The organism is Rugamonas sp. DEMB1, assembly GCF_029834475.1.
Lineage (GTDB): Bacteria > Pseudomonadota > Gammaproteobacteria > Burkholderiales > Burkholderiaceae_D > Rugamonas > Rugamonas rubra.
This window is the reverse complement of sequence record NZ_CP122407.1, coordinates 3,508,779-3,527,350: the sequence shown is the minus strand read 5'-3', so window position 1 is coordinate 3,527,350 and position 18,572 is coordinate 3,508,779. Positions and strand designations below refer to the sequence as shown.

The 18,572-nt window shown below is 69.7% G+C and carries 16 protein-coding genes and 2 pseudogenes; 16 read left to right on the top strand and 2 right to left on the bottom strand.

Going from position 1 to position 18,572, the window contains the following annotated elements; translation table 11 throughout:
• The first annotated feature begins 3 nt into the window (after nt 1-3).
• The 6 genes and pseudogenes from cobM (at nt 4) to QC826_RS15900 (ending at nt 6,170) form a co-directional block, all read left to right on the top strand.
• Nucleotides 4-780 (top strand): precorrin-4 C(11)-methyltransferase, encoded by a 777-nt coding sequence (cobM, locus tag QC826_RS15930; RefSeq protein ID WP_279761518.1) that lies wholly within the window; start codon nt 4-6, stop codon nt 778-780.
• Nucleotides 777-1,559 (top strand): cobalamin biosynthesis protein, encoded by a 783-nt coding sequence (locus QC826_RS15925; RefSeq protein ID WP_279761517.1) that lies wholly within the window; start codon nt 777-779, stop codon nt 1,557-1,559. The genes cobM and QC826_RS15925 overlap by 4 nt, the downstream gene beginning before the upstream one ends.
• Nucleotides 1,544-3,131: pseudogene (cobJ, locus tag QC826_RS15920) on the top strand (precorrin-3B C(17)-methyltransferase). Before QC826_RS15925 ends, cobJ begins: the two are co-directional and overlap by 16 nt.
• Before the next feature lie 2 nt (nt 3,132-3,133).
• Nucleotides 3,134-4,237, top strand: a complete 1,104-nt coding sequence (locus tag QC826_RS15910; protein WP_279766507.1) for a CobW family GTP-binding protein — start codon at nt 3,134-3,136, stop codon at nt 4,235-4,237.
• Between the two features lie 47 nt (nt 4,238-4,284).
• A complete protein-coding gene (locus QC826_RS15905) occupies nt 4,285-4,860 on the top strand; it encodes a HupE/UreJ family protein (RefSeq protein ID WP_279761516.1) in 576 nt (191 codons plus the stop codon).
• 320 nt (nt 4,861-5,180) lie between these two features.
• On the top strand, nt 5,181-6,170 hold the full coding sequence (locus QC826_RS15900) for a hypothetical protein (protein WP_279761515.1): 990 nt from the start codon (nt 5,181-5,183) through the stop codon (nt 6,168-6,170).
• A 198-nt stretch (nt 6,171-6,368) separates the two neighbouring features.
• Here the strand turns inward: QC826_RS15900 and QC826_RS15895 are convergent, their stop codons facing one another.
• Nucleotides 6,369-6,947, bottom strand: coding sequence for a hypothetical protein (locus QC826_RS15895; protein WP_279761514.1), 579 nt, complete (start codon nt 6,945-6,947; stop codon nt 6,369-6,371).
• Nucleotides 6,948-7,036: 89 nt separating this feature from the next.
• Between QC826_RS15895 and QC826_RS15890 the strand changes: the two genes are divergently transcribed.
• Genes QC826_RS15890 through QC826_RS15860 form a run of 7 tightly spaced genes read left to right on the top strand, consistent with a single transcriptional unit; the run spans nt 7,037 to nt 12,780 of the window.
• Nucleotides 7,037-7,384, top strand: coding sequence for a hypothetical protein (locus tag QC826_RS15890; protein WP_279761513.1), 348 nt, complete (start codon nt 7,037-7,039; stop codon nt 7,382-7,384).
• Nucleotides 7,385-7,438: 54 nt separating this feature from the next.
• Entirely contained in the window at nt 7,439-7,942 is a 504-nt protein-coding gene (locus QC826_RS15885) for a hypothetical protein (RefSeq protein WP_279761512.1), read from the top strand.
• A gap of 28 nt (nt 7,943-7,970) precedes the next feature.
• Nucleotides 7,971-9,104: a cytochrome c oxidase subunit II gene (locus tag QC826_RS15880; protein WP_279761511.1), complete on the top strand. Its 1,134-nt coding sequence runs from the start codon at nt 7,971-7,973 to the stop codon at nt 9,102-9,104.
• Nucleotides 9,088-10,908 carry a cytochrome c oxidase subunit I gene (locus tag QC826_RS15875; RefSeq protein ID WP_279761510.1) on the top strand — a complete coding sequence of 607 codons (1,821 nt, stop codon included), beginning with the start codon at nt 9,088-9,090 and terminating at the stop codon, nt 10,906-10,908. Before QC826_RS15880 ends, QC826_RS15875 begins: the two co-directional genes overlap by 17 nt.
• Nucleotides 10,905-11,717, top strand: a complete 813-nt coding sequence (locus QC826_RS15870; RefSeq protein ID WP_279761509.1) for a bb3-type cytochrome oxidase subunit III — start codon at nt 10,905-10,907, stop codon at nt 11,715-11,717. Before QC826_RS15875 ends, QC826_RS15870 begins: the two co-directional genes overlap by 4 nt.
• Nucleotides 11,718-11,775: 58 nt before the next feature.
• On the top strand, nt 11,776-12,456 hold the full coding sequence (locus QC826_RS15865; protein ID WP_279761508.1) for a heme-copper oxidase subunit III family protein: 681 nt from the start codon (nt 11,776-11,778) through the stop codon (nt 12,454-12,456).
• 9 nt (nt 12,457-12,465) lie between these two features.
• Nucleotides 12,466-12,780 carry a cytochrome C oxidase subunit IV family protein gene (locus tag QC826_RS15860; RefSeq protein ID WP_279761507.1) on the top strand — a complete coding sequence of 105 codons (315 nt, stop codon included), beginning with the start codon at nt 12,466-12,468 and terminating at the stop codon, nt 12,778-12,780.
• A gap of 71 nt (nt 12,781-12,851) precedes the next feature.
• Here QC826_RS15860 and QC826_RS15855 read toward each other — a convergent pair whose 3' ends face one another.
• On the bottom strand, nt 12,852-13,910 hold the full coding sequence (locus QC826_RS15855; protein WP_279761506.1) for an acyltransferase family protein: 1,059 nt from the start codon (nt 13,908-13,910) through the stop codon (nt 12,852-12,854).
• 819 nt (nt 13,911-14,729) lie between these two features.
• Between QC826_RS15855 and QC826_RS15850 the strand changes: the two genes are divergently transcribed.
• The 3 genes and pseudogenes from QC826_RS15850 to QC826_RS15840 all read left to right on the top strand — a co-directional run bounded on the left by QC826_RS15850 (nt 14,730) and on the right by QC826_RS15840 (nt 18,570).
• Nucleotides 14,730-16,019: a nucleotide sugar dehydrogenase gene (locus QC826_RS15850; RefSeq protein ID WP_279761505.1), complete on the top strand. Its 1,290-nt coding sequence runs from the start codon at nt 14,730-14,732 to the stop codon at nt 16,017-16,019.
• Nucleotides 16,020-16,059: 40 nt separating this feature from the next.
• Nucleotides 16,060-17,103, top strand: a pseudogene (locus QC826_RS15845) (SDR family oxidoreductase).
• 66 nt (nt 17,104-17,169) lie between these two features.
• A complete protein-coding gene (locus QC826_RS15840) occupies nt 17,170-18,570 on the top strand; it encodes a TIGR03013 family XrtA/PEP-CTERM system glycosyltransferase (protein WP_279761504.1) in 1,401 nt (466 codons plus the stop codon).
• Nucleotides 18,571-18,572: the final 2 nt, after the last annotated feature.

Genomic DNA, 18,572 nt, shown 5'->3' with positions numbered 1-18,572 from the left:
CATATGAAGGTCTACTTTATTGGCGCCGGCCCCGGCGCCGCCGACTTGATCACCCTGCGCGGCGCGCGCCTGCTGGGCCGCGTCGACATGGTCTTGTACGCCGGCTCGCTGGTGCCGACCGACATGTTGCAGCATTGCCGCGCCGACGCCGAGCTGATCGACACCGCCCAGCTGGACCTGGAGCAGCAGCAGGCCTGCTATTTGCGCGCCAAGGCGACGAACAGCGACGTGGTGCGGCTGCACTCGGGCGACCCGGCCATCTACGGCGCCACGGCGGAGCAGATGCGCCGGCTCGACGCGCTGGGCATCGACTACGAGATCGTGCCGGGCGTGTCCTCGTTCACGGCGGCCGCCGCCGCCATCAAGTCCGAGCTGACCAAGCCGGAGGTGTCGCAGTCGGTGATTTTGACCCGCGTGTCGGGCCGTGCCTCGGCGGTGCCGGAGCTGGAGTCGATCGCCCGGCTGGCCGAGCACCGCGCGACGATGTGCATCTTCCTGTCCGGTCCGCATTTGAAGAAGATCGTCGCCGATTTGTCGCTGCACTATCCGCAGGAGACGCCGGTGTCGCTGGTCTACCGCGCCAGCTGGCCGGAGCAGAAGATCTACCAGGGCACGCTGGGCACGGTGCTGCAGGACACCAAGCGCGGCGCCTGGAACTTGACCACGATGATGCTGGTCGGCGCGGCGCTGGGCAAGGAGGCCGCCGCCGAATCTAGCCTGTACTCGAAGGACTTCACCCACCTGTTCCGCGTGGTGAAGAAGAACAAGGCGGCGGCGTGAGCGAGCCGGAGCAGGGGGCTGCGACGGCAGCGCCGCTCGGCGTCTGGCTGGTGCGGCCCGAGGGCGAGGACCTGGCCGCCTGTCTGCACGAGCGGCTGGGCGGGCAGGTGTATCGGCCCTGGCTGCAAGCGGATGTGGCGCAAAAGGCGCAGTTCGCCGCCGCCTACCGCCGGCACACGCAGTGGGTGATGGTGGCGGCCAGCGGCATCGCCGTGCGCTTCCTCGACGGTCTGCCGCAGGATAAGCACAGCGACCCGGCCGTGGTGGTGCTGGACGAGGCGGGCCGCTTCGCCGTGTCGCTGCTGGCCGGCCACGAGGGCGGCGCCAACGCGTTGGCCTACCGCGTCGCCGCCGTTGTCGGCGCGGTGCCGGTGGTGACCACGGCGACCGAGGCGCTCAAGTCGCTGGTGGTGGGCATCGGCTGCCGCAAGGGCGTACCGGCCGAGCGCATCGAGGCGGCCGTGCGGCTGGCCCTTGGCGACTACGCCATTAGCGACGTGCGCGAGGTGGCCACGGTGGATCTGAAGGCCAACGAGCCTGGTCTGCTGGACTTTTGCGCGCGGCACAATCTGCCGTTGCGGGTGTTCGCCCGCGAGACCTTGGCGGCGCGGCCCTGGGTCAGCCAGCCGTCGGCCTGGGTCAAACAGAATGTGGGACTCGATGGAGTCTGCGAGCCCTGCGCCCTGGTGGCCAGTCCGCGCGGGCGCCTGCTGGTTCCAAAAACAAGCCTGGACGGCGTCGCCGTCGCAGTGGTTCAAGATCAATGGATGGAAATATGAGTGGTGTACTGAATTTGGTGTCGGTCGGGCCGGGATATGAGGACTTGATCGCGCCGCGCGCCGTCGCGGCGCTGGAGAGCAGCGACGTGATCGTCGCCTACGAGTTGTATCTGCGCTGGATCGGCCCGCATATCGAGGGCAAGGAGATCCATTCGCCGCCGCTGACGCAGGAGCGCGAGCGCGCCTTGCTGGCGATCGAGAAGGCGCGCGGCGGCGCCACCGTGTCGCTGATTTCCAGCGGCGATATCGGCATCTACGCGATGGCCGCGCTGGCCTTCGAGGAGATGAGCGAGGACGACACCTACCAGGTCAACGTGATCCCGGGGATCACCTCGGCCAACGCCTGCGCCTCGCTGCTCGGCTCGCCGCTGTCGCACGATTTCGCCACGCTCAGCCTGTCCGACCTGCTGTGCCCGTGGGAGTGGATCGAGCACCGCGCCCGCCACATCGCCCAGGCCGACCTGGCCTGCGTGATGTACAACGTGCAGAGCGCCGGCCGCCAGCAGGGCGTCTACCGCGTGCTGCAGCTGATGCTCGAATCGAAGGCGCCGCATACCCTGTGCGGCGTGGTGAAGAACGCCTATCGGCCGGGCCAGCAGGTCAGCATCCACCGTTTGGACGAGCTGCCGTCGCTGCAGTTCGACATGCTGACCACCATCGTGGTCGGCAACCGCTTCACCAAGCGCAAGCGCGGCAGCATCTACACGCCGCGCGGCTACAACGACTGGTCGCTGCCGGAAGGCGCGCCGCTGGTGCCGACGGCGCCGCGCGACGCCATGCCGGACGACGCGGCCTGGGTCTTCTCCGGCACCAGCGACGGCAACGCGCTGGCGGCCGAACTGGCGGCCGAGTTGGGCGCCACCGTCGGTCGCAAGGTGGTGGTGTCGGCGGCGACGGAGCACGGCGGCGCGCTGGCCTTGAAGGACTGCCCGGGCGTGACCGTGTGGGCCGGCCGGCAGGGTGTGGAGGCGCGCCGGCAGGCGCTGGGCGCCAGCCGCGCGCGGGTGCTGGTCGACGCCACGCATCCTTTCGCCAGCAGCATGTCCGAGCAGTTGATGGGATTGTCGCGCGAACTGGGTATTCCGTATGTGCGCTACGAGCGCGCCAGCGAGTTCGACGCCGCCGACGGCGCCCTGTGCGCCACGCCGCAACTGGCCGCCGAACGGGCCATCGCCAGCGGCCAGCGCATCTTCCTGGCCACCGGCTCGAACGAACCTGGCCACCTTCCTGCAGGCGCCGGGCGCGGCCGACAAGCAGTGGTTCGTGCGCTTGACGGCCGAGCCCGAATTCATCCAGCGCGCCATCGCGCTGGGCGTGCCGCGCGAGCGCATCTGCGCCATGCAGGGGCCGTTCTCGGCCGAGTTCAACACGGCGCTGTGGCGCGACTGGGGCATCGACTGCGTGGTGAGCAAGGACTCCGGCGGCGCCGGCGGCTACCGCGCCAAGGCCGACGCCGCGCGCGCGCTGGGCATTCCGCTGGTGGTGGTGGCGCGGCCGCAACTGGCGTATCCGACGCTGGCCGGCAGCAGCGCCGAGGTGCTGGCGCAGTTGAAGGCGGTGGGCGCGGCATGAACATGAAGAAGCTGATCCCGGTGACCATCGTCACCGGCTTCCTCGGCTCGGGCAAGACCACCTTGTTGCGCGGGCTGATCGAGCGGCGCCAGACGCGCCGCCTGGCGATCCTCATCAACGAGTTCGGCGAGATCTCCATCGACAGCACCTTGGTGCGCGACGGCGCGGTGGGCGACGACGAGGTGCGCTTCCACGACTTCGCCGACGGCTTGATCGCCTACGGCGAGGACGAGCGGTTCGTGCCGACCATGCTGGCCATCGCGGCGCGGCGCGCCAACGTCGACCACGTGCTGATCGAAACCTCCGGCCTGGCGCTGCCGTCGGCGGTGATGGAGCAGCTGCAAGGCGCGGCGCTGGCCGACGACTTCATCCTCGACGCCACCATCGCCGTGGTCGACACGCCGCTGCTGCTGTCCGACCAGTTCGAGCACGCCGCCGGCGCCAACCCGGTGGCCGCGATGTTCGAGCGACAGCTGGAGTCGGCCGACGTGGTGGTGCTCAACAAGGTCGACGAGCTGGACGACGAGCAGCTGCTGCTGGCCGAGACGCGGGTGCGCCAGCGCGCGCCGAACGTGCGCTTCCTCGAGCTGGCGCGGCGGGCGCAGCTGGATGTTCGTCTGGCGCTGGGCCTGCGGCTGCATCAGCCGACCCGCACCGAGCACGAGCACGCCTACACCTTGCTGCCGGCGATGCCGGGGCCGCAGACCGGCGTGCTGGCCAGCCAGAGCCGCTTGAACGGCCACGCCCACTCGGGCCTGGGCGCGCACAGCCACGGCCTGGCCACGCACAAGCATTTCCACGAGCAGGACCCGGGCTGGCAGTCGTTTGTGCTGCGCAGCGATGCGCCGCAGAGCAGCGCGACGCTGGCGGCGGCGTTGCGCGAGGCGGCGCTGGCCGAGCCCATCCTGCGCAGCAAGGGTTTCGCGCAGACCGGCGAGGAGCGGGGCGCCTTGCTGGTGCAGGGCGTGCGGGCGCGCATCGACATCAAGGCCGACGCCGCGCGGCCGGCGGGCAAGCGCTCGGAGCTGGTGTTCATCGGCTACCACGTGAGCCGCAGCAAGGTTGCCGCGCTGTTGACGGAGTTGACCGGCAGCAGCTGGCGCTAGAGTTTAGTTATTTCGCATCTATTCATTTTTCTTTAAGGAGTACCTTTATGTATGCAAAAACGTATCGTTGGCTGGGCTTGGCGGCGCTGGCCGTGGCCGGTGTCGCGCAGGCCCATCCGGGCCATGCCGAGGGTGCCATGGCCGGTTTGATGCACCCGTTCATGGGTTGGGACCATCTGCTGGCGATGTTCGCCGTCGGGGTATGGGCGGCGCAATTGGGCGGCCGGGCGCAGTGGTTGTTGCCGGTGAGCTTTGTCGCCTGCCTGACCGTGGGCGCCGGCATGGCGACCAGCGGCCTGGTCATGCCGATGGTGGAGGGCGGCATCGCGGCCTCCGTGCTGTTGCTGGGCGTGCTGATCTGCATGGCGGTGGCGGTGCCGAGCGCGCTGGGCGCGGCCATGGTCGGCCTGTTCGCCTTGTTCCACGGCTACGCCCACGGCATGGAAATGCCGGCGATGAGCACGCCGTGGCAGTACGCCGCCGGCTTCGTCGCCGCCAGCATGTTGTTGCACGGTATGGGTGTCGGCTTCGGCGCCGCGCTGCGCCGCCGCGACCTGTGGCTGCGCGCCGCCGGCGCCGTGGTGTTGATGGCGGGCGGCTGGATGACCGCCGGCGTGGTGTAAGCCATGGCCTGGCGCCACATCGTTGCCGTTTGATGGTTTTCCCGGCCCGCTGGCGGCACGCCAGGTCAGCGGGCCACGCCGAACACTTTTGACGCTCGTCAAAGCCTGTCCTCTCCAGCCTATTAACTTGAAAGCTCGTTTGCCGCTCCGCGTTCGCGCCGGACGGCCGGGTTGTGCTTCAATTCAAGGACAGGCATATGCAGCGGGATCGTGGTGGATTGCTGAGGCCGTGGCGCTTGGTGCTGGCGGCCATGTTGCTGGCGCTGGCGCCGCTGGGGAAGGGCGGCGCATACGCGCAGCTACCCGAAGTTGTGACGAGCGTGGCGCAGCCTAAGCATTCGCAGGCACAGCAGCCGCCACCGCAGGCACAGCAGCCGCCGTCGCAGGCACAGCAGCCGCCATCGCGCGCCGAGCAGGGACAGCCGGCGCCATCGCCGTCCCGGCAACACAGTGAACGCCCGCGCGAGCGCGGCTCCAGTTCGCTCGCCAACGCCGCCATTCTGGTCGGTGTCGGCGCCGTCCTCGCCAGCATCTTTTCCGCACCTTCCGAGCAGGGACCGGCACCCGCCATCAACGACGACTATCTCGCACGCAACGGGCCGCGCTTCGCCGTCACGCAGAAGGTCGGCACCTTTGTCGTTGAGGGATATATCCGCAGCGGATGGCCCTTCGTCGTCGACTTTCTGCCGCAACCCGATACCTGTACCGAGCTGGACGTCTACCTGGGCGGCAAGCAGGTGTTTTCACGGCTGCTCGACGCCGACGGCCGGGCCGGCCGGCGCCTGCTGAGAATCGAGCTGCCCGGCAACATCGCGCCGGCGGCGAGGGCGGCGCTGTACGTGCTGCGCTCCGCCCGTCCCGCCTGCGCCGAGCGCGGTGCCGTGGCCGACGAGGGCGGTGTCTCGGTCGAGGTGTACGGTATCGGCGCCGGACCGCGCGCGGTCGGCTCGGTGGCGGTGGACCGGCTGGTGTTCGGGCCGCCGCAGCCCAAGCTGCCGCGCGAGCTGGTGCAGGTCGGTTACCGCATGCAATGGCCGTTCAACCACGTCGCCGTCGAGGTGCTGCGCTTCCGCCGCAGCGGCGCGGACGGCATCGAGGTCGAGCGGGTCGCCACGCTGGACGCGGAACACAGCCGGGGCTTGCCGGCCGGCGAGGTGGCCGGCCAAACCTGGGACGGCCGCAACGGCGCGGCGGCGCTGTCGCGGGGACTGCACCGGCTGCAGGTGCGGGCCTGGTTGGCCGGCGACGACCGCAGCTGGGTCGGCGCGATCTCCCCCGGCGCCGTGCGGATCGCCGACCATGGCCAATAGGCGCAGGCGTCCGCCGCAGCCGAGCGGGCCGGCGGCGTCGACGGCGGCGCCTCCGGCGGCCCCGTCCGCGCCGGCGCCGGCGCCCGCGCCCGCGCCCGCGCCGGCGTCGCCGGCCCCGGCCCCGGCCCCGGCCCCGGCCTCGTTGAAGGAGAAGGTGGCCGCCTTGTCGGTGTTCCTGGCGGCGACGGGGGCCGTCTATTACATCGTGCAGCTGCCGGTGGCCGACTTCGTCGATCCGGCCGACGCGGCCTTGCGGCTGAAGGCGGAGGGCGGCGAGACGCTGTTGTTGCGGCCAGCGCCGGCGCCGGGCGGCGCCACCTCGCCCTTGTTGACGGTGCTGGGCGAGGCCAACGAGGGCGTCGACGTGCACGTCGAGGACGGCGCGCTGGACGCGGCCACGGCGGCCGAGCTGGAGAAGACCTGGATGCTGGCGCTGCCCGCCACGCGCGGGCCGATCAATTGGACGACGGCGGACAGGGGCAACGGCCGCAGCCGCATCGAGCTGGCGCTGCGCGCACCGCCGCAGGGGACGGGCGCAACGGGCGGGCCGGAGGTCGAGTTCGAGCAGGCCGGCAGCGGCGGCGCCGCCGCGCTGCGCGTGCGGGTGCGCAACGCCGTCGCGGTGGCGCGGCTGAGCGTGCTGCTCGGCGACGAGGCGGAGGCCGGCGGCAAGCCCTCTTCGGCCGAGCGCAACGTCTTGCGGATCGGCAGGGCCGGCGCGCTGAAGCTGCCGGGCGCCCTGCCGGTCGGGCTGGAGGTGGGCGAGGGGCGCGCCATCGTGTTGGTGTTCCCGGTCGGCGCGCCGGCCAGCCGCCTCTACCTGGGCGAGGGCGCCGAGGGGCCGGGGCGCCGGCGCGGACGCCGGCATGGCCGTGCGCGACGTCGGGCTGCGCCGGCGCGACGGCAGCTACAAGTGGTACGCCTGTTCGGCGAGCAAGGGCCGGCTGTTCCCGTGGCCGCGCGCGCCCGGCCCGGACGACTGCGCGGCCAGCCCGACGCTGCGCGCCCACCACCTGGCGCTGGCGCCGGAACAGGTGGCGCTGCGCGTCGACGGCGCCGGTTTCGTGGTCAGCGACGGTGTCGCGCGCGGCGGCGACTGGCTGGCCCGGCTGGACCGCTACAAGCTGCCGGCGGCGCTGTTGGGCCTGTGCTATTCGGCGCTGGCCAACTGGGTGTGGCAGGTGTGGTGGGTGCGCCGCCGGCGGCGCGCCTGAGCGACCGGCGCGGGCGGCTCCACCGTCGCGGCCGGCATCTTCTTGGAGGAAGTCATGCAACTACATTTGTTGCCACTGCGCTGGACGGCGCAGCGGCCCGACTGGGCGGCGGCGGCGGTGGCCGGCTTCGGCGCCGGCGGCGTGTTGATGTTGCTCGAGCTGTTCTGGTCGTCCGTGGTGTTGGACGGCAACCCCTGGCCGGCCACCCGCATGGTGGCGGCCCTCGCGATGGGCGAGGCGGTGCTGCGCGAGAGCGGCTTCAGCCTGGTGGTGCTGGGCGCCGCGCTGGCGCTGCACTACGCGCTGGGCACCTTGTACGGCCTGCTGCTGGTCGCCATCGTGGTCGCCTGCGGCCTCGAGCCGCGCGCCTTCATGGCCGCGCTGGCGGGGGCGGTGTTCGGCCTGCTCTTGTACATCGTCAATTTCTACGGGGTGGCGCAGGCCTTTCCCTGGTTCACCGCGCTGCGCGGCGCGGCCACGGCGACGACCCATGTGGTCTTCGGCACGGCCGTGGTGGTGTTCTATCTGGCGCTGGAACGGCCGGCGTGGCGGCGCTAGGCGCGCCGTCCCGAAACCGGCCGCCGCCATGCCCCTGGTCATCGCCCTGTTATTGCTCACGGTTGGCGCCGTGGCCTTCCACCTGCTCAGCCCCTGGTGGCTGACGCCGCTCGCCTCGAACTGGCGGCAGATGGACGAGGCGCTGCAGCTGACGCTGGCGCTGAGCGGCCTGGCCTTCGTCGCCATCAACCTGTTCCTCGCCTACGCCATCTGGCGCTTCCGCCACCGCGACGGCGTGCGCGCCTCGGCCGAGCACGGCAACGCGCGGCTCGAGTGGTGGCTGCTCGGCTTGACCTCGGTCGGCATCGCCGCGCTGCTGGCGCCGGGGCTGGCCGTGTATGCCGAGCTGATCCACCCGCCGGCCGACGCGCTGCTGTTCGAGGTGGTCGGCCAGCAGTGGCGCTGGAGCTACCGCTTTCCCGGCGCCGACGGCAAGCTGGGCCGCACGGACCCGCGCTTCGTCGGCGCCGACAACCTGTTCGGCATCGACCCGGCCGATCCGAACGGCAGCGACGACCTGCTGGTCGCCGGCGGCGAGGTGCACCTGCCGGCCGGCCGCCCGGTGAAATTCCTGCTGCGCGCGCAGGACGCCGTGCACGACTTCTTTGTGCCGCCGTTCCGCACGCGGATGAACATGGTGCCGGGCATGGTCACCTCGTTCTGGCTGACGCCGCAGCGCAGCGGCCGCTTCGAGGTGTTGTGCGCGCAGTTGTGCGGCATCGGCCACGCCGCCATGCGCGGCTATGTGGTGGTCGAGCAGCCGGCCGCCTTCGGCGCCTGGCTGGCGGCGCTGCCGACCTTCGCCGCCACACCAGGCGGCGCGGCCGGCCGCGCCGCCCAGGGGCGCCTGCTGGCGCAGGCGCGCGGCTGCGTCGCCTGCCACAGCGTCGACGGCAGCGCCGGCGCCGGCCCCAGCTGGAAGGGGCTGTACCGCCGCCGCGAGCCGCTCGAGGGCGGCGGCAGCGCACTGGCCGACGAGGCCTATCTGCGCGAGTCGATCAGCGCGCCGAAGGCGAAGACCGTGCGCGGCTTCGCCCCGATCATGCCGCAGCAGGACTTCGGCGAGGCCGACCTGGCGGCCCTGGTGGCGTATATCGAATCGCTCGGTGGCGGCGCCGGGCCGGCGGCGGGCAAGGGAGGCGGCGATGGCATACGGCAGTGAGAGCGGCGGCGAGGATGGCGACGAGGCGGCGCACGGCGCGCGGAGCTGGTGGCTGCGCTACGTGTGGAGCCAGGACCACAAGGTGATCGCCGTGCAGTACACGATCACCGCGCTGGCCGTCGGCGTGCTGGCCATCGTGCTGTCCGACCTGATGCGGCTGCAACTGGGCTTCCCCGGGCGCTTCGCCTTCATCGACGCCGGCCGGTACTACCAGTTCATGACCATGCACGGCATGATCATGGTGATCTACCTGCTGACGGCGCTGTTCCTGGGCGGCTTCGGCAACTACCTGATCCCGCTGATGCTGGGCGCGCGCGACATGGTGTTCCCCTTCGTAAACATGCTCAGCTACTGGTTCTACCTGCTGGCCGTGCTGATCCTGCTGGCCGGCTTCTTCGTGCCGGGCGGCCCCACCGGCGCCGGCTGGACCTTGTATCCGCCGCAGGCGATCCTGCCGGGCACGCCCGGCGTCGAGTGGGGCATCGTGGTGATGCTGGTGTCGCTGCTGGTGTTCATCGCCGCCGCCACCATGGGCGGGCTGAACTACGTGACCACGGTGCTGCAGGCGCGCGCCGACGGCATGACCTTGCTGCGCATGCCGCTGACGGTGTGGGGCATCTTCGTCGCCAGCATCCTCGCCCTGTTCGCCTTCCCGGCGCTGTTCGTCAGCGCCGTGATGATGTTGTTCGACAAGCTGCTCGGCAGCAGCTTCTTCATGCCGGCCATGGTCTCGCTGGGCCAGCGCCTGCCGCACCAGGGCGGCAGCCCGCTGCTGTTCCAGCACCTGTTCTGGTTCTTCGGCCACCCCGAGGTGTACATCGTCGCGTTGCCGGCCTTCGGCATCGTCTCCGACCTGATCAGCGTGCACGCGCGCAAATGCGTCTTCGGCTACCGCATGATGGTCTGGGCCATCGTCGCCATCGGCGTGCTCAGCTTCGTCGTCTGGGCCCACCACATGTACGTCAGCGGCATGCACCCGTACTTCGGCTTCCTGTTCGCCACCACCACGCTGGTGATCGCCGTGCCGACCGCGCTGAAGGTCTACAACTGGACGCTGACCCTGTGGCGCGGCGACATACACCTGACGGTGCCGATGCTGTTCGCCGTCGGCTTCGTCAGCACCTTCGTCGTCGGCGGCCTGACGGGCCTGTTCCTGGGCAACGTCAGCGTCGACATCCCGCTGTCGAACACCTATTTCGTCGTCGCCCACTTCCACATGGTGATGGGGGTGTCGCCGGTGCTGGCCGTGTTCGGCGGCCTGTACCACTGGTTCCCCAAGGTCAGCGGGCGCCGCTACAACGAGGCGCTGGCGCGCGCCCACTTCTGGATCACCTTCGTCGGCGCCTACGCGATCTTCTTTCCGATGCACTACCTGGGCTTCCTCGGCATGCCGCGCCGCTACTACGCCTACGACGGCTACGCCTTCATCCCGCCGTCGGCGCAGACGCTGAACGTGTTCATCACCGTCGCCGCGCTGCTGGTCGGCGCGGCCCAGCTGCTGTTCCTCTACAACCTGGCCGCCAGCGCCCGGCGCGGCGCGCCGGCCGGCGCCAACCCCTGGCGCGCCGCCAGCCTGGAGTGGCAGACGCCGGACACGCCGCCGCGCCACGGCAACTGGGGCGCCCAGCTGCCGGTGGTGTATCGCGGCCCCTACGACTACGGCCGCGCCGACGGCGCCAGCGACTACCGCGCGCAGAATGTCGGCCCGGACGCGGAGGCGGAGGCCGAGGCGGCCGGGGCGGGGCGGCTGCGGCCGGGCGGCGCGGCGCCGGGCGGCGCGCCGTTGCCGGAGGGCGCGCCGTGAGCGCCGGCCCATCCAGGCCGCGCGCGGCGGATGCTGCGGGCGCGTCGGCGCGGCCGCCGGCGGCGCCGGCATCGGTGTCGACGCGGCCGGCGCCGTCGGCGGCGGTGCAACCGGCCACGCCCGCTTCGCGTACCGTGCCCGCCGAGCCGGCGGCGGCGGCGCCGCCCGTTGCGTCGTCGTCGGCGCCAGCGCCAGCACCGTCCGCCGCCTCGGCCGCCGCGCCGCCCGCGGTGGCCGCGCTGTGGCTGTTGATGGGCGTGCTCAGCATGTTGTTCCTGTTGTTCGGCGCCGCGTATTTGATGCGCATGAGCCTGCCGGACTGGCGGCCCTTGCCCTTCGTCCCCTGGCAGTTGTGGCTCAGCAGCGCCTTGTTGGCGGCGAGCGGCGCAGGCTGGGAGGCGTCCCGCCGGCGCGCCGCCCGTCCCGCCGGCGGCGCGGCCGGTGCCGCGCTGGCCGCCGCCTGCCTGGCCGCGCTGGCCTTCCTGGCGGCGCAGCTGTGGGCCTGGCAACGCATGAGCGCGCTCAATTTTCCGCTGGCGGGCAATCCGGCCAACAGCTTCTTCTATCTGCTCACCGGCCTGCACGGCCTGCACGTGGCCGGCGGACTGCTGGTCGGCGCCGGCGCCTGCCTCGTGTCCTTGCGCGGCGCGGGCGGCGTTGGCGGGGCCGGCGCCCGCGCGGCGGCGGCCTTGCGCCTGCGCCTGTGCGCGCGCTACTGGCATTTTCTATTGGTGTGGTGGCTGCTGCTGTTCGGCCTGTTGTTCCTGCTCACGCCGGAGCTGGCGCGGGCCATTTGCGGCACCGCCTAGGCGGCGCCGGCCGGCGCGCCGGACGAATCGAAAGCGAGGTGAGGCGATGAACCAAGACATGGCAATCGACCGCGATGCCGGCGCCGCGCCGGACGCGGCGCGCTGGCGCGGCATGGCGCGCGACTGGTCGGCCGGGCGCAAGGTGTTCCGCGTCCCTTGGGGCAAGGCGATGATGTGGCTCTTCCTGCTCAGCGACACCTTCATCTTCGCCAGTTTCCTGACCGGCTACATGACGGTGCGCATTTCGGCGACGGCGGCCTGGCCCGACCCCAGCGAGGTGTTCGCCCTCAACGTGGGCGGCACCAGGCTGCCGCTGCTGCTGATCGCCGTGATGACCTTCGTGCTGATCAGCAGCAGCGGCACGATGGCGCTGGCCGTCAACGCCGGCTACCGGCGCCAGCGGCGCCGCTGCGCCCAGCTGATGCTGCTGACGGCGGCATGCGGCGCGCTGTTCGTGGCCATGCAGGCCTTCGAGTGGAGCAAGCTGATCGGCGAGGGCGTGCGGCCCTGGGGCAACCCCATGGGCGCGGCCCAGTTCGGCGCCTGCTTCTTCATGATCACCGGCTTCCACGGCCTGCACGTGACGGCCGGCGTGCTCTACCTGGGCACCGTCGCCGGCCGGGTGGCGCGCGGCCGCTACGAGGGGGGCGGCTACGACATCGTCGAGATCGCCGGCCTGTACTGGCACTTCGTCGACCTGGTCTGGGTCTTCATCTTCGCCTTGTTCTACCTGTGGTAGGGAGCCGCCATGGACGCCGCGCACGGGCAACAACATCCGCCGGGCCTGTACCTGAAGGTGTGGGGCCTGCTGTTCATCCTGTCGACCCTGTCCTACCTGGTCGACTTCTACCACCTGGCCGGCTATCTGCGCTGGTCGCTGATCGTCGCGCTGATGCTGCTCAAGGCCGGCCTGATCGTCGCCGTTTTCATGCACCTGCGCTGGGAGCGGGCGGCGCTGGTCGGCGCCATCGTGCTGCCGCCGTTGTGCCTGCTGGCGCTGCTCGCGCTGATGTTGCTGGAGGCCCGGCACACGCTGGCCACCCGCCTGCTGTACTTCGGCTAGCGGCTAGCGGCTAGCGGCTAGCGGCGAGCGGCGCGCGGCTGGCGGGCAGGCCCAGCCCGCGGCCGGCGGCGCTACAGCGCCAGGCGGCGGAACGGCGTGTCGATCCAGTTGGCGTGCTGGCGCATGCGGCACAGGCTCCAAGTCAGCAGCAGGGTGCACAGCAGCAGGGTGGCCATGCGCATCTCCGGCGGCAGATACGACAGCCGGGCCAGCACCAGGGCCTCGGCCAGCGCGTGCAGGAAGAAGCGGTGCATGACGAAGGAGCCGAGGGCGAACTTGCCGATCAGCTCGACCGGGTCGGCCAGCCAGCGCAGGCGCGACAGTTTCAGGATGTGCGCCAGGAAGTACATCCAGGCGAACTTGCCGGCCGCGCCGAAGGTCGCCACGACCATCGCCGAGGCGAAGGAGGTCGGGTAGTAGGAGGTCAGGTAGATGCCGACCTGCAAACCCATCAGCAGCAGGATCACCCTTTGCCACTGCCATTCGCTGTGGTTGCGCAGCATGCCCAGGGCGATGCCGATGCAGCCGTTGAGCACGAACGGCAGCACGGGAAAGCCGCCGAAGCCTTCGAGCAGGAAGACGCGGGCGGCCCAGCCGGCGGCCAGCGGCGACTCGGCGACCTCGATGCTGAGCACGGCGACCAGGGCGCGCGCGCCGATCATGTAGAAAAGCAATTGCCAGCACGAGAAGCGGAAACGGCGCTGCAGCTCGGGCGCGCACATCAGCAGCAGGGCGGTGGGCAGCAGCACGCCGGAGATGGTCCACGGCGTTTGCAGCGTCAGGAAGCCGAGCCACCACGGCGCCGTGTGGACGGCGTCCATCCGGCCGGCGACGGCCTCGCGCAGGATGGCGAAGATGGCGTTGGAGACCAGCATGACGGCGAGGATCTGCTTGGCGCGGCGGTACAGCGCGCGGTCCCAGGCCGCGTTGGGGCTGCGCCGCGAAGTGATGAAGCCGACGCTGTAGCCCGACAGCACGACGAAGGTGACCGTGGCCCAGCCGGTCGGCAGCCACAGGTCGGACAGCAGCCAGCTGTCGGCGGGCAGATGGGACACCGAGGAGGCGTGGGTGTTGGCCATCAGGACGAACAGCATTCCCCGGCACAGGTCGATATTGGTCGATTTGTCCATTAGATAATCGTGTCGTCGCGCGCATTGTCCTGGTCGAAGCCGCTTGTCGCGTACGCGGTCGGGTTGAGTTTGCTGCCGTCCGCCATTCTAGTGGCGGCACTCATTATCATAACTTTAATATTGTGTCTGAGGCGTATTATTTTTACAACGCCACAGCGTCCTGGTTGGGCATTTTTGCAACACGACGAGCCGCCATCGCTTCCTCTATGGGAGTTTGTGTTGTGACAATTCGTGTGTTTTTTGACCACGAATAGGCGTTATATTTATAACATCCTGTCGTTGTGTAGGATTTGTCCGATAGCATGGTTCAGCCAAAGGATGATACGTTGAAGGCGATTGCCGATCTATCCATGTTGTCTTGCGCGAGCCCGGTGTGTGCCGCCGCCTTGCCGTGCCCGACAACAGCTTTTGCCTTGAGGTACAAGGCTGGGCGCGCGCCGGCGGCCGGTTCCGAGGTCGACTGGCGGCGCCGGCGGCGCCGGTCGGCGCTGCGTCGATGCGCCAAGGCGCGCCCCCCGGGCTGAGCCCGCACCCGGCAACTCCCCCATTTTTTAGGCGCGCGCGGTGCGCCGATGCCGCCTTGCCAGCCCGCGCCGCCCCGCGCCCGCCTGGCGCCGCGCGGGCGCGCCGGAGAACCCCGTCGCGGCGTCGCCAAGGCGTGATCCATGGCAAGAAGCTTGCCGACGATTGTGTCTAAAACGTTGTTCTTCAGATATTTATATTGCCATATAACTTAAAAAATTTATAACTTTCAGGCCGATATCGTGGTATAACTATAATTGTTTTTATGATAATTTATATTTACTTCTTGGACATACGATGAAAAACACTGAAAGCGTTGCAGTCGTCGGCTTGGGCTATGTGGGCCTGCCATTGGCCGTCGAGTTTGGCAAGAAGCGGCCGACGGTCGGATTTGATTTGTCGCCCGCCAAGATCGCGCACTACCGCAATTTCATCGACCCCACCGGCGAGGTTTCCAGCGCCGATCTGCGCGCCGCCAGCCAGTTGACGGTGGGCACCGACCCGGCCGCGCTGGCCCAGGCCGACTACATCATCGTCGCCGTGCCGACCCCGGTCGACAGCGCCCACACGCCCGATTTCCACCCGCTGGTCTCGGCCAGCGAGGCGGTCGGCAAGCACATGAAGCGCGGCGCCATCGTCGTCTACGAGTCGACCGTCTACCCCGGCGTGACCGAGGGCCTGTGCGTGCCGATCCTGGAGCGCTGTTCCGGCCTGACCTGGCGCCGCGACTTCCACGTCGGCTTCTCGCCCGAGCGCATCAACCCGGGCGACAAGACGCACACCCTGACCACCATCCTGAAGGTGGTGTCGGGCGACGACGCGGCCACGCTGGAGGCGGTCGCCGCGCTGTACGAGTCGGTGGTGACGGCCGGCGTCTACCGCGCCAAGAGCATCAAGGTGGCCGAGGCGGCCAAGGTGATCGAGAACACCCAGCGCGACCTGAACATCGCCCTGATGAACGAGCTGGCGCTGATCTTCGACCGGGTCGGCATCGACACCCTCGACGTGCTGCAGACCGCCGGCACCAAGTGGAACTTCCTGCCGTTCCGCCCGGGCCTGGTGGGCGGCCACTGCATCGGCGTCGACCCCTACTACCTGACCTACAAGGCCGACATGCTGGGCTACCACCCGCAGGTGATCCTGGCCGGGCGCCGCATCAACGACGGCATGGCCAAGTTCGTCGCCGAGAAAACCGTCAAGTCGATGATCGCGGCCGGCTTCAACGTCAAGGGCGCGCGCGTCAACGTGATCGGCCTGACCTTCAAGGAGGACTGCCCGGACCTGCGCAACTCCAAGGTGGCCGACGTGGTCAGCGAGCTGCGCTCCTACGGCGTGCAGGTGCACGTGCACGACCCGGTGGCCGACCCGGTGGCGGCGGCCAAGGAGTACGACATCGACCTGGAGAGCTGGGCCGGCCTGCCGCGCGCCGACGCCATCGTCGCCGCCGTGTCGCACCGCGAACTGCTCGAGCTGAGCACGGAGGACTTCCTGTCCAAGTTGAACAAGGGCGGCTGCTTCATCGACGTCAAGTCGCAGTTCGACCTGGAGCCGCTGCGCGCGGCCGGCTGCACCGTCTGGCGCCTGTGAGCCGGCCGCCACTCCACCACGACTCCAAGGAACCGCCTCGATGAGCCAATTCGAATCCGTCCAGCAGCAACTGCGCGGCCACAAGTACCACTGGTTGGTGACCGGCGCGGCCGGCTTCATCGGCTCCAACCTGCTCGAGCAGCTGCTGCTGTTGGGGCAGCGCGTCACCGGGCTGGACAACTTCGCCACCGGCTTCGCCGACAACCTCGAGCTGGTGCGCGAGCGGGTCGGCGCGCAGGCCTGGGCCGACTTCCGCTTCATCGAGGGCGACATCCGCCTGGCGGCCGACTGCGCCCGCGCCTGCCAGGGCGTCGACTACGTGCTGCACGAGGCGGCGCTGGGCTCGGTGTCGCGCTCGATCGAGGGCCCCGATCGCCACCCACGAGACCAACGTCACCGGCTTCCTGCACATGTTGGTGGCGGCGCGCGACGCCAAGGTCAAGCGCTTCGTCTACGCCGCCTCCAGCTCGACCTACGGCGACCATCCGGCCCTGCCCAAGGTCGAGCCGCAGATCGGCCATCCGCTGTCGCCCTACGCCGTGACCAAGTACGCCGACGAGCTGTACGCCGAGGTGTTCGCCCGCTGCTACGGCGTCGAGAGCATCGGCCTGCGCTACTTCAACGTGTTCGGCCCGCGGCAGGACCGAAGGGCGCCTACGCGGCGGTGATCCCGCAGTGGGTCGCCGCGCTGATCAACGACGACACCGTGCACATCAACGGCGACGGCGAGAGCAGCCGCGACTTCTGCTACATCGACAACGTGGTGCAGGCCAACCTGCTGGCCGCGCTGAGCGGCAACGCCGAGGCGGTCAACCAGGTCTACAACGTCGCCCTCAACGAGCGCACCACGCTCAACGAGCTGCACCAGATGATGTGCCGGCTGCTGGCCGAGCGCTTCCCGCATGTGCACGAGCACCGGCCGCAGTACCGCGCGTTCCGCGCCGGCGACGTGCGCCACTCGCAGGCCGACATCTCGAAGGCGCGCACGCTGCTCGGCTACGCGCCGACGCACCGCCTGTCCGAGGGGCTGCGCGAGGCGATGGATTGGTATGTGCGGCGGCTGGCGCCGGCGCACTCAAGGTGACACCGGGCATGCCACGGCGTCGTACAAGCACTGTTTGACTGCCGCCCACCAGGCGGGGAGACGAAGATGTACCGAATATTCAACCATTACGTATCGAAGGCGGTCTCCAGTTTGCTGGTGCTGGAGCTGCTGATCCTGGTCGGCTCCTTCTACGCCGGCGCCGGGCTGCGCTTCTTCCACGACAGCCCGCTGATCCTGCCGAAGCTGGAGCACGCCTTCCTGTCGGCTTGCGTGTTCGCCGTCGCCATGGTGTTCAGCATGGGCACGCTGGGCATGTACCACCTGGACTTCCGCGCCGGCCTGCTCAAACCGCTGCTGCTGCAACTGGCGCCGGCCTTCGTCATGGGCTTCTGCATCCTCACCCTGGTGCTCGACACCGTGCCCGGCCTGTACATCGACCGCGGCACGCTGATGATGGTGCTGCTGGTGGCGGCCGGCGGCATCGCCCTGGTGCGCGTGGTGTTCCTCAAGACGTCCGACTCGGCCTTCCTCAAGTCGCGCATCCTGATCCTCGGCAGCGGCCAGCTGGCCAACGAGATCGGCGAGCTGGCGCTGCGCCAGAGCTACCGCAAATACCACATCATCGGCTTCATCCCGGTGCCGGCCGAGCCGTCCTGCGTGGCGCCGCAGCAGCTGCTGCAGCTCGACGCGGCGACCTCGCTGCTGTCGCTGGCGCGCCAGCACGGCGCCGACGAGATCGTCGTCTCGGTGAAGAACCGGCGCGGCGGGCCGTTCCCCACCGACGAGCTGCTCAACTGCAAAATGTCGGGCATCCGCATCATCGACGCCGACTCCTTCTTCGAGCGCGAGACCTGCCAGATCCGCGTCGAGTCGATGCAGCCGAGCTGGCTGGTGTACGGCGGCGGCTTCGACCAGACCACCCTGCGCACCTTCATGAAGCGCAGCTTCGACGTGGCCGTCAGCCTGTGCCTGCTGCTGCTGACCCTGCCGGTGATGCTGCTGACGGCGCTGTGCATCTACGCCGAGGACCGCCAGCCGGTGTTCTACCGGCAGGAGCGCATCGGCAAGGACTGCAAGGCCTTCCACGTCTGGAAGTTCCGCAGCATGGGCTTCAACGCCGAGCGCGACGGCAAGCCGCAGTGGGCCGCCAAGAACGACCCGAGGGTGACCCGGGTCGGCCACTTCATCCGCCGCGCCCGGATCGACGAGCTGCCGCAGATCTGGAACGTGTTCAAGGGCGAGATGAGCTTCGTCGGGCCGCGTCCGGAGCGCCAGCACTTCGTCCGCCTGCTGGCCGAGGGCGTGCCCTACTACAACGTGCGGCACTGCCTCAAGCCCGGCATCACCGGCTGGGCCCAGGTCCACTACGGCTACGGCGACTCGGTCGAGGACGCGGTGCAGAAGCTGCGCTACGACCTGTACTACGTGAAGAACAACAGCCTGCTGCTCGACATCCTGATCCTGATCGACACGGTCAAGGTGGTGCTGCTGGGCGCCGGGCGCTAGGC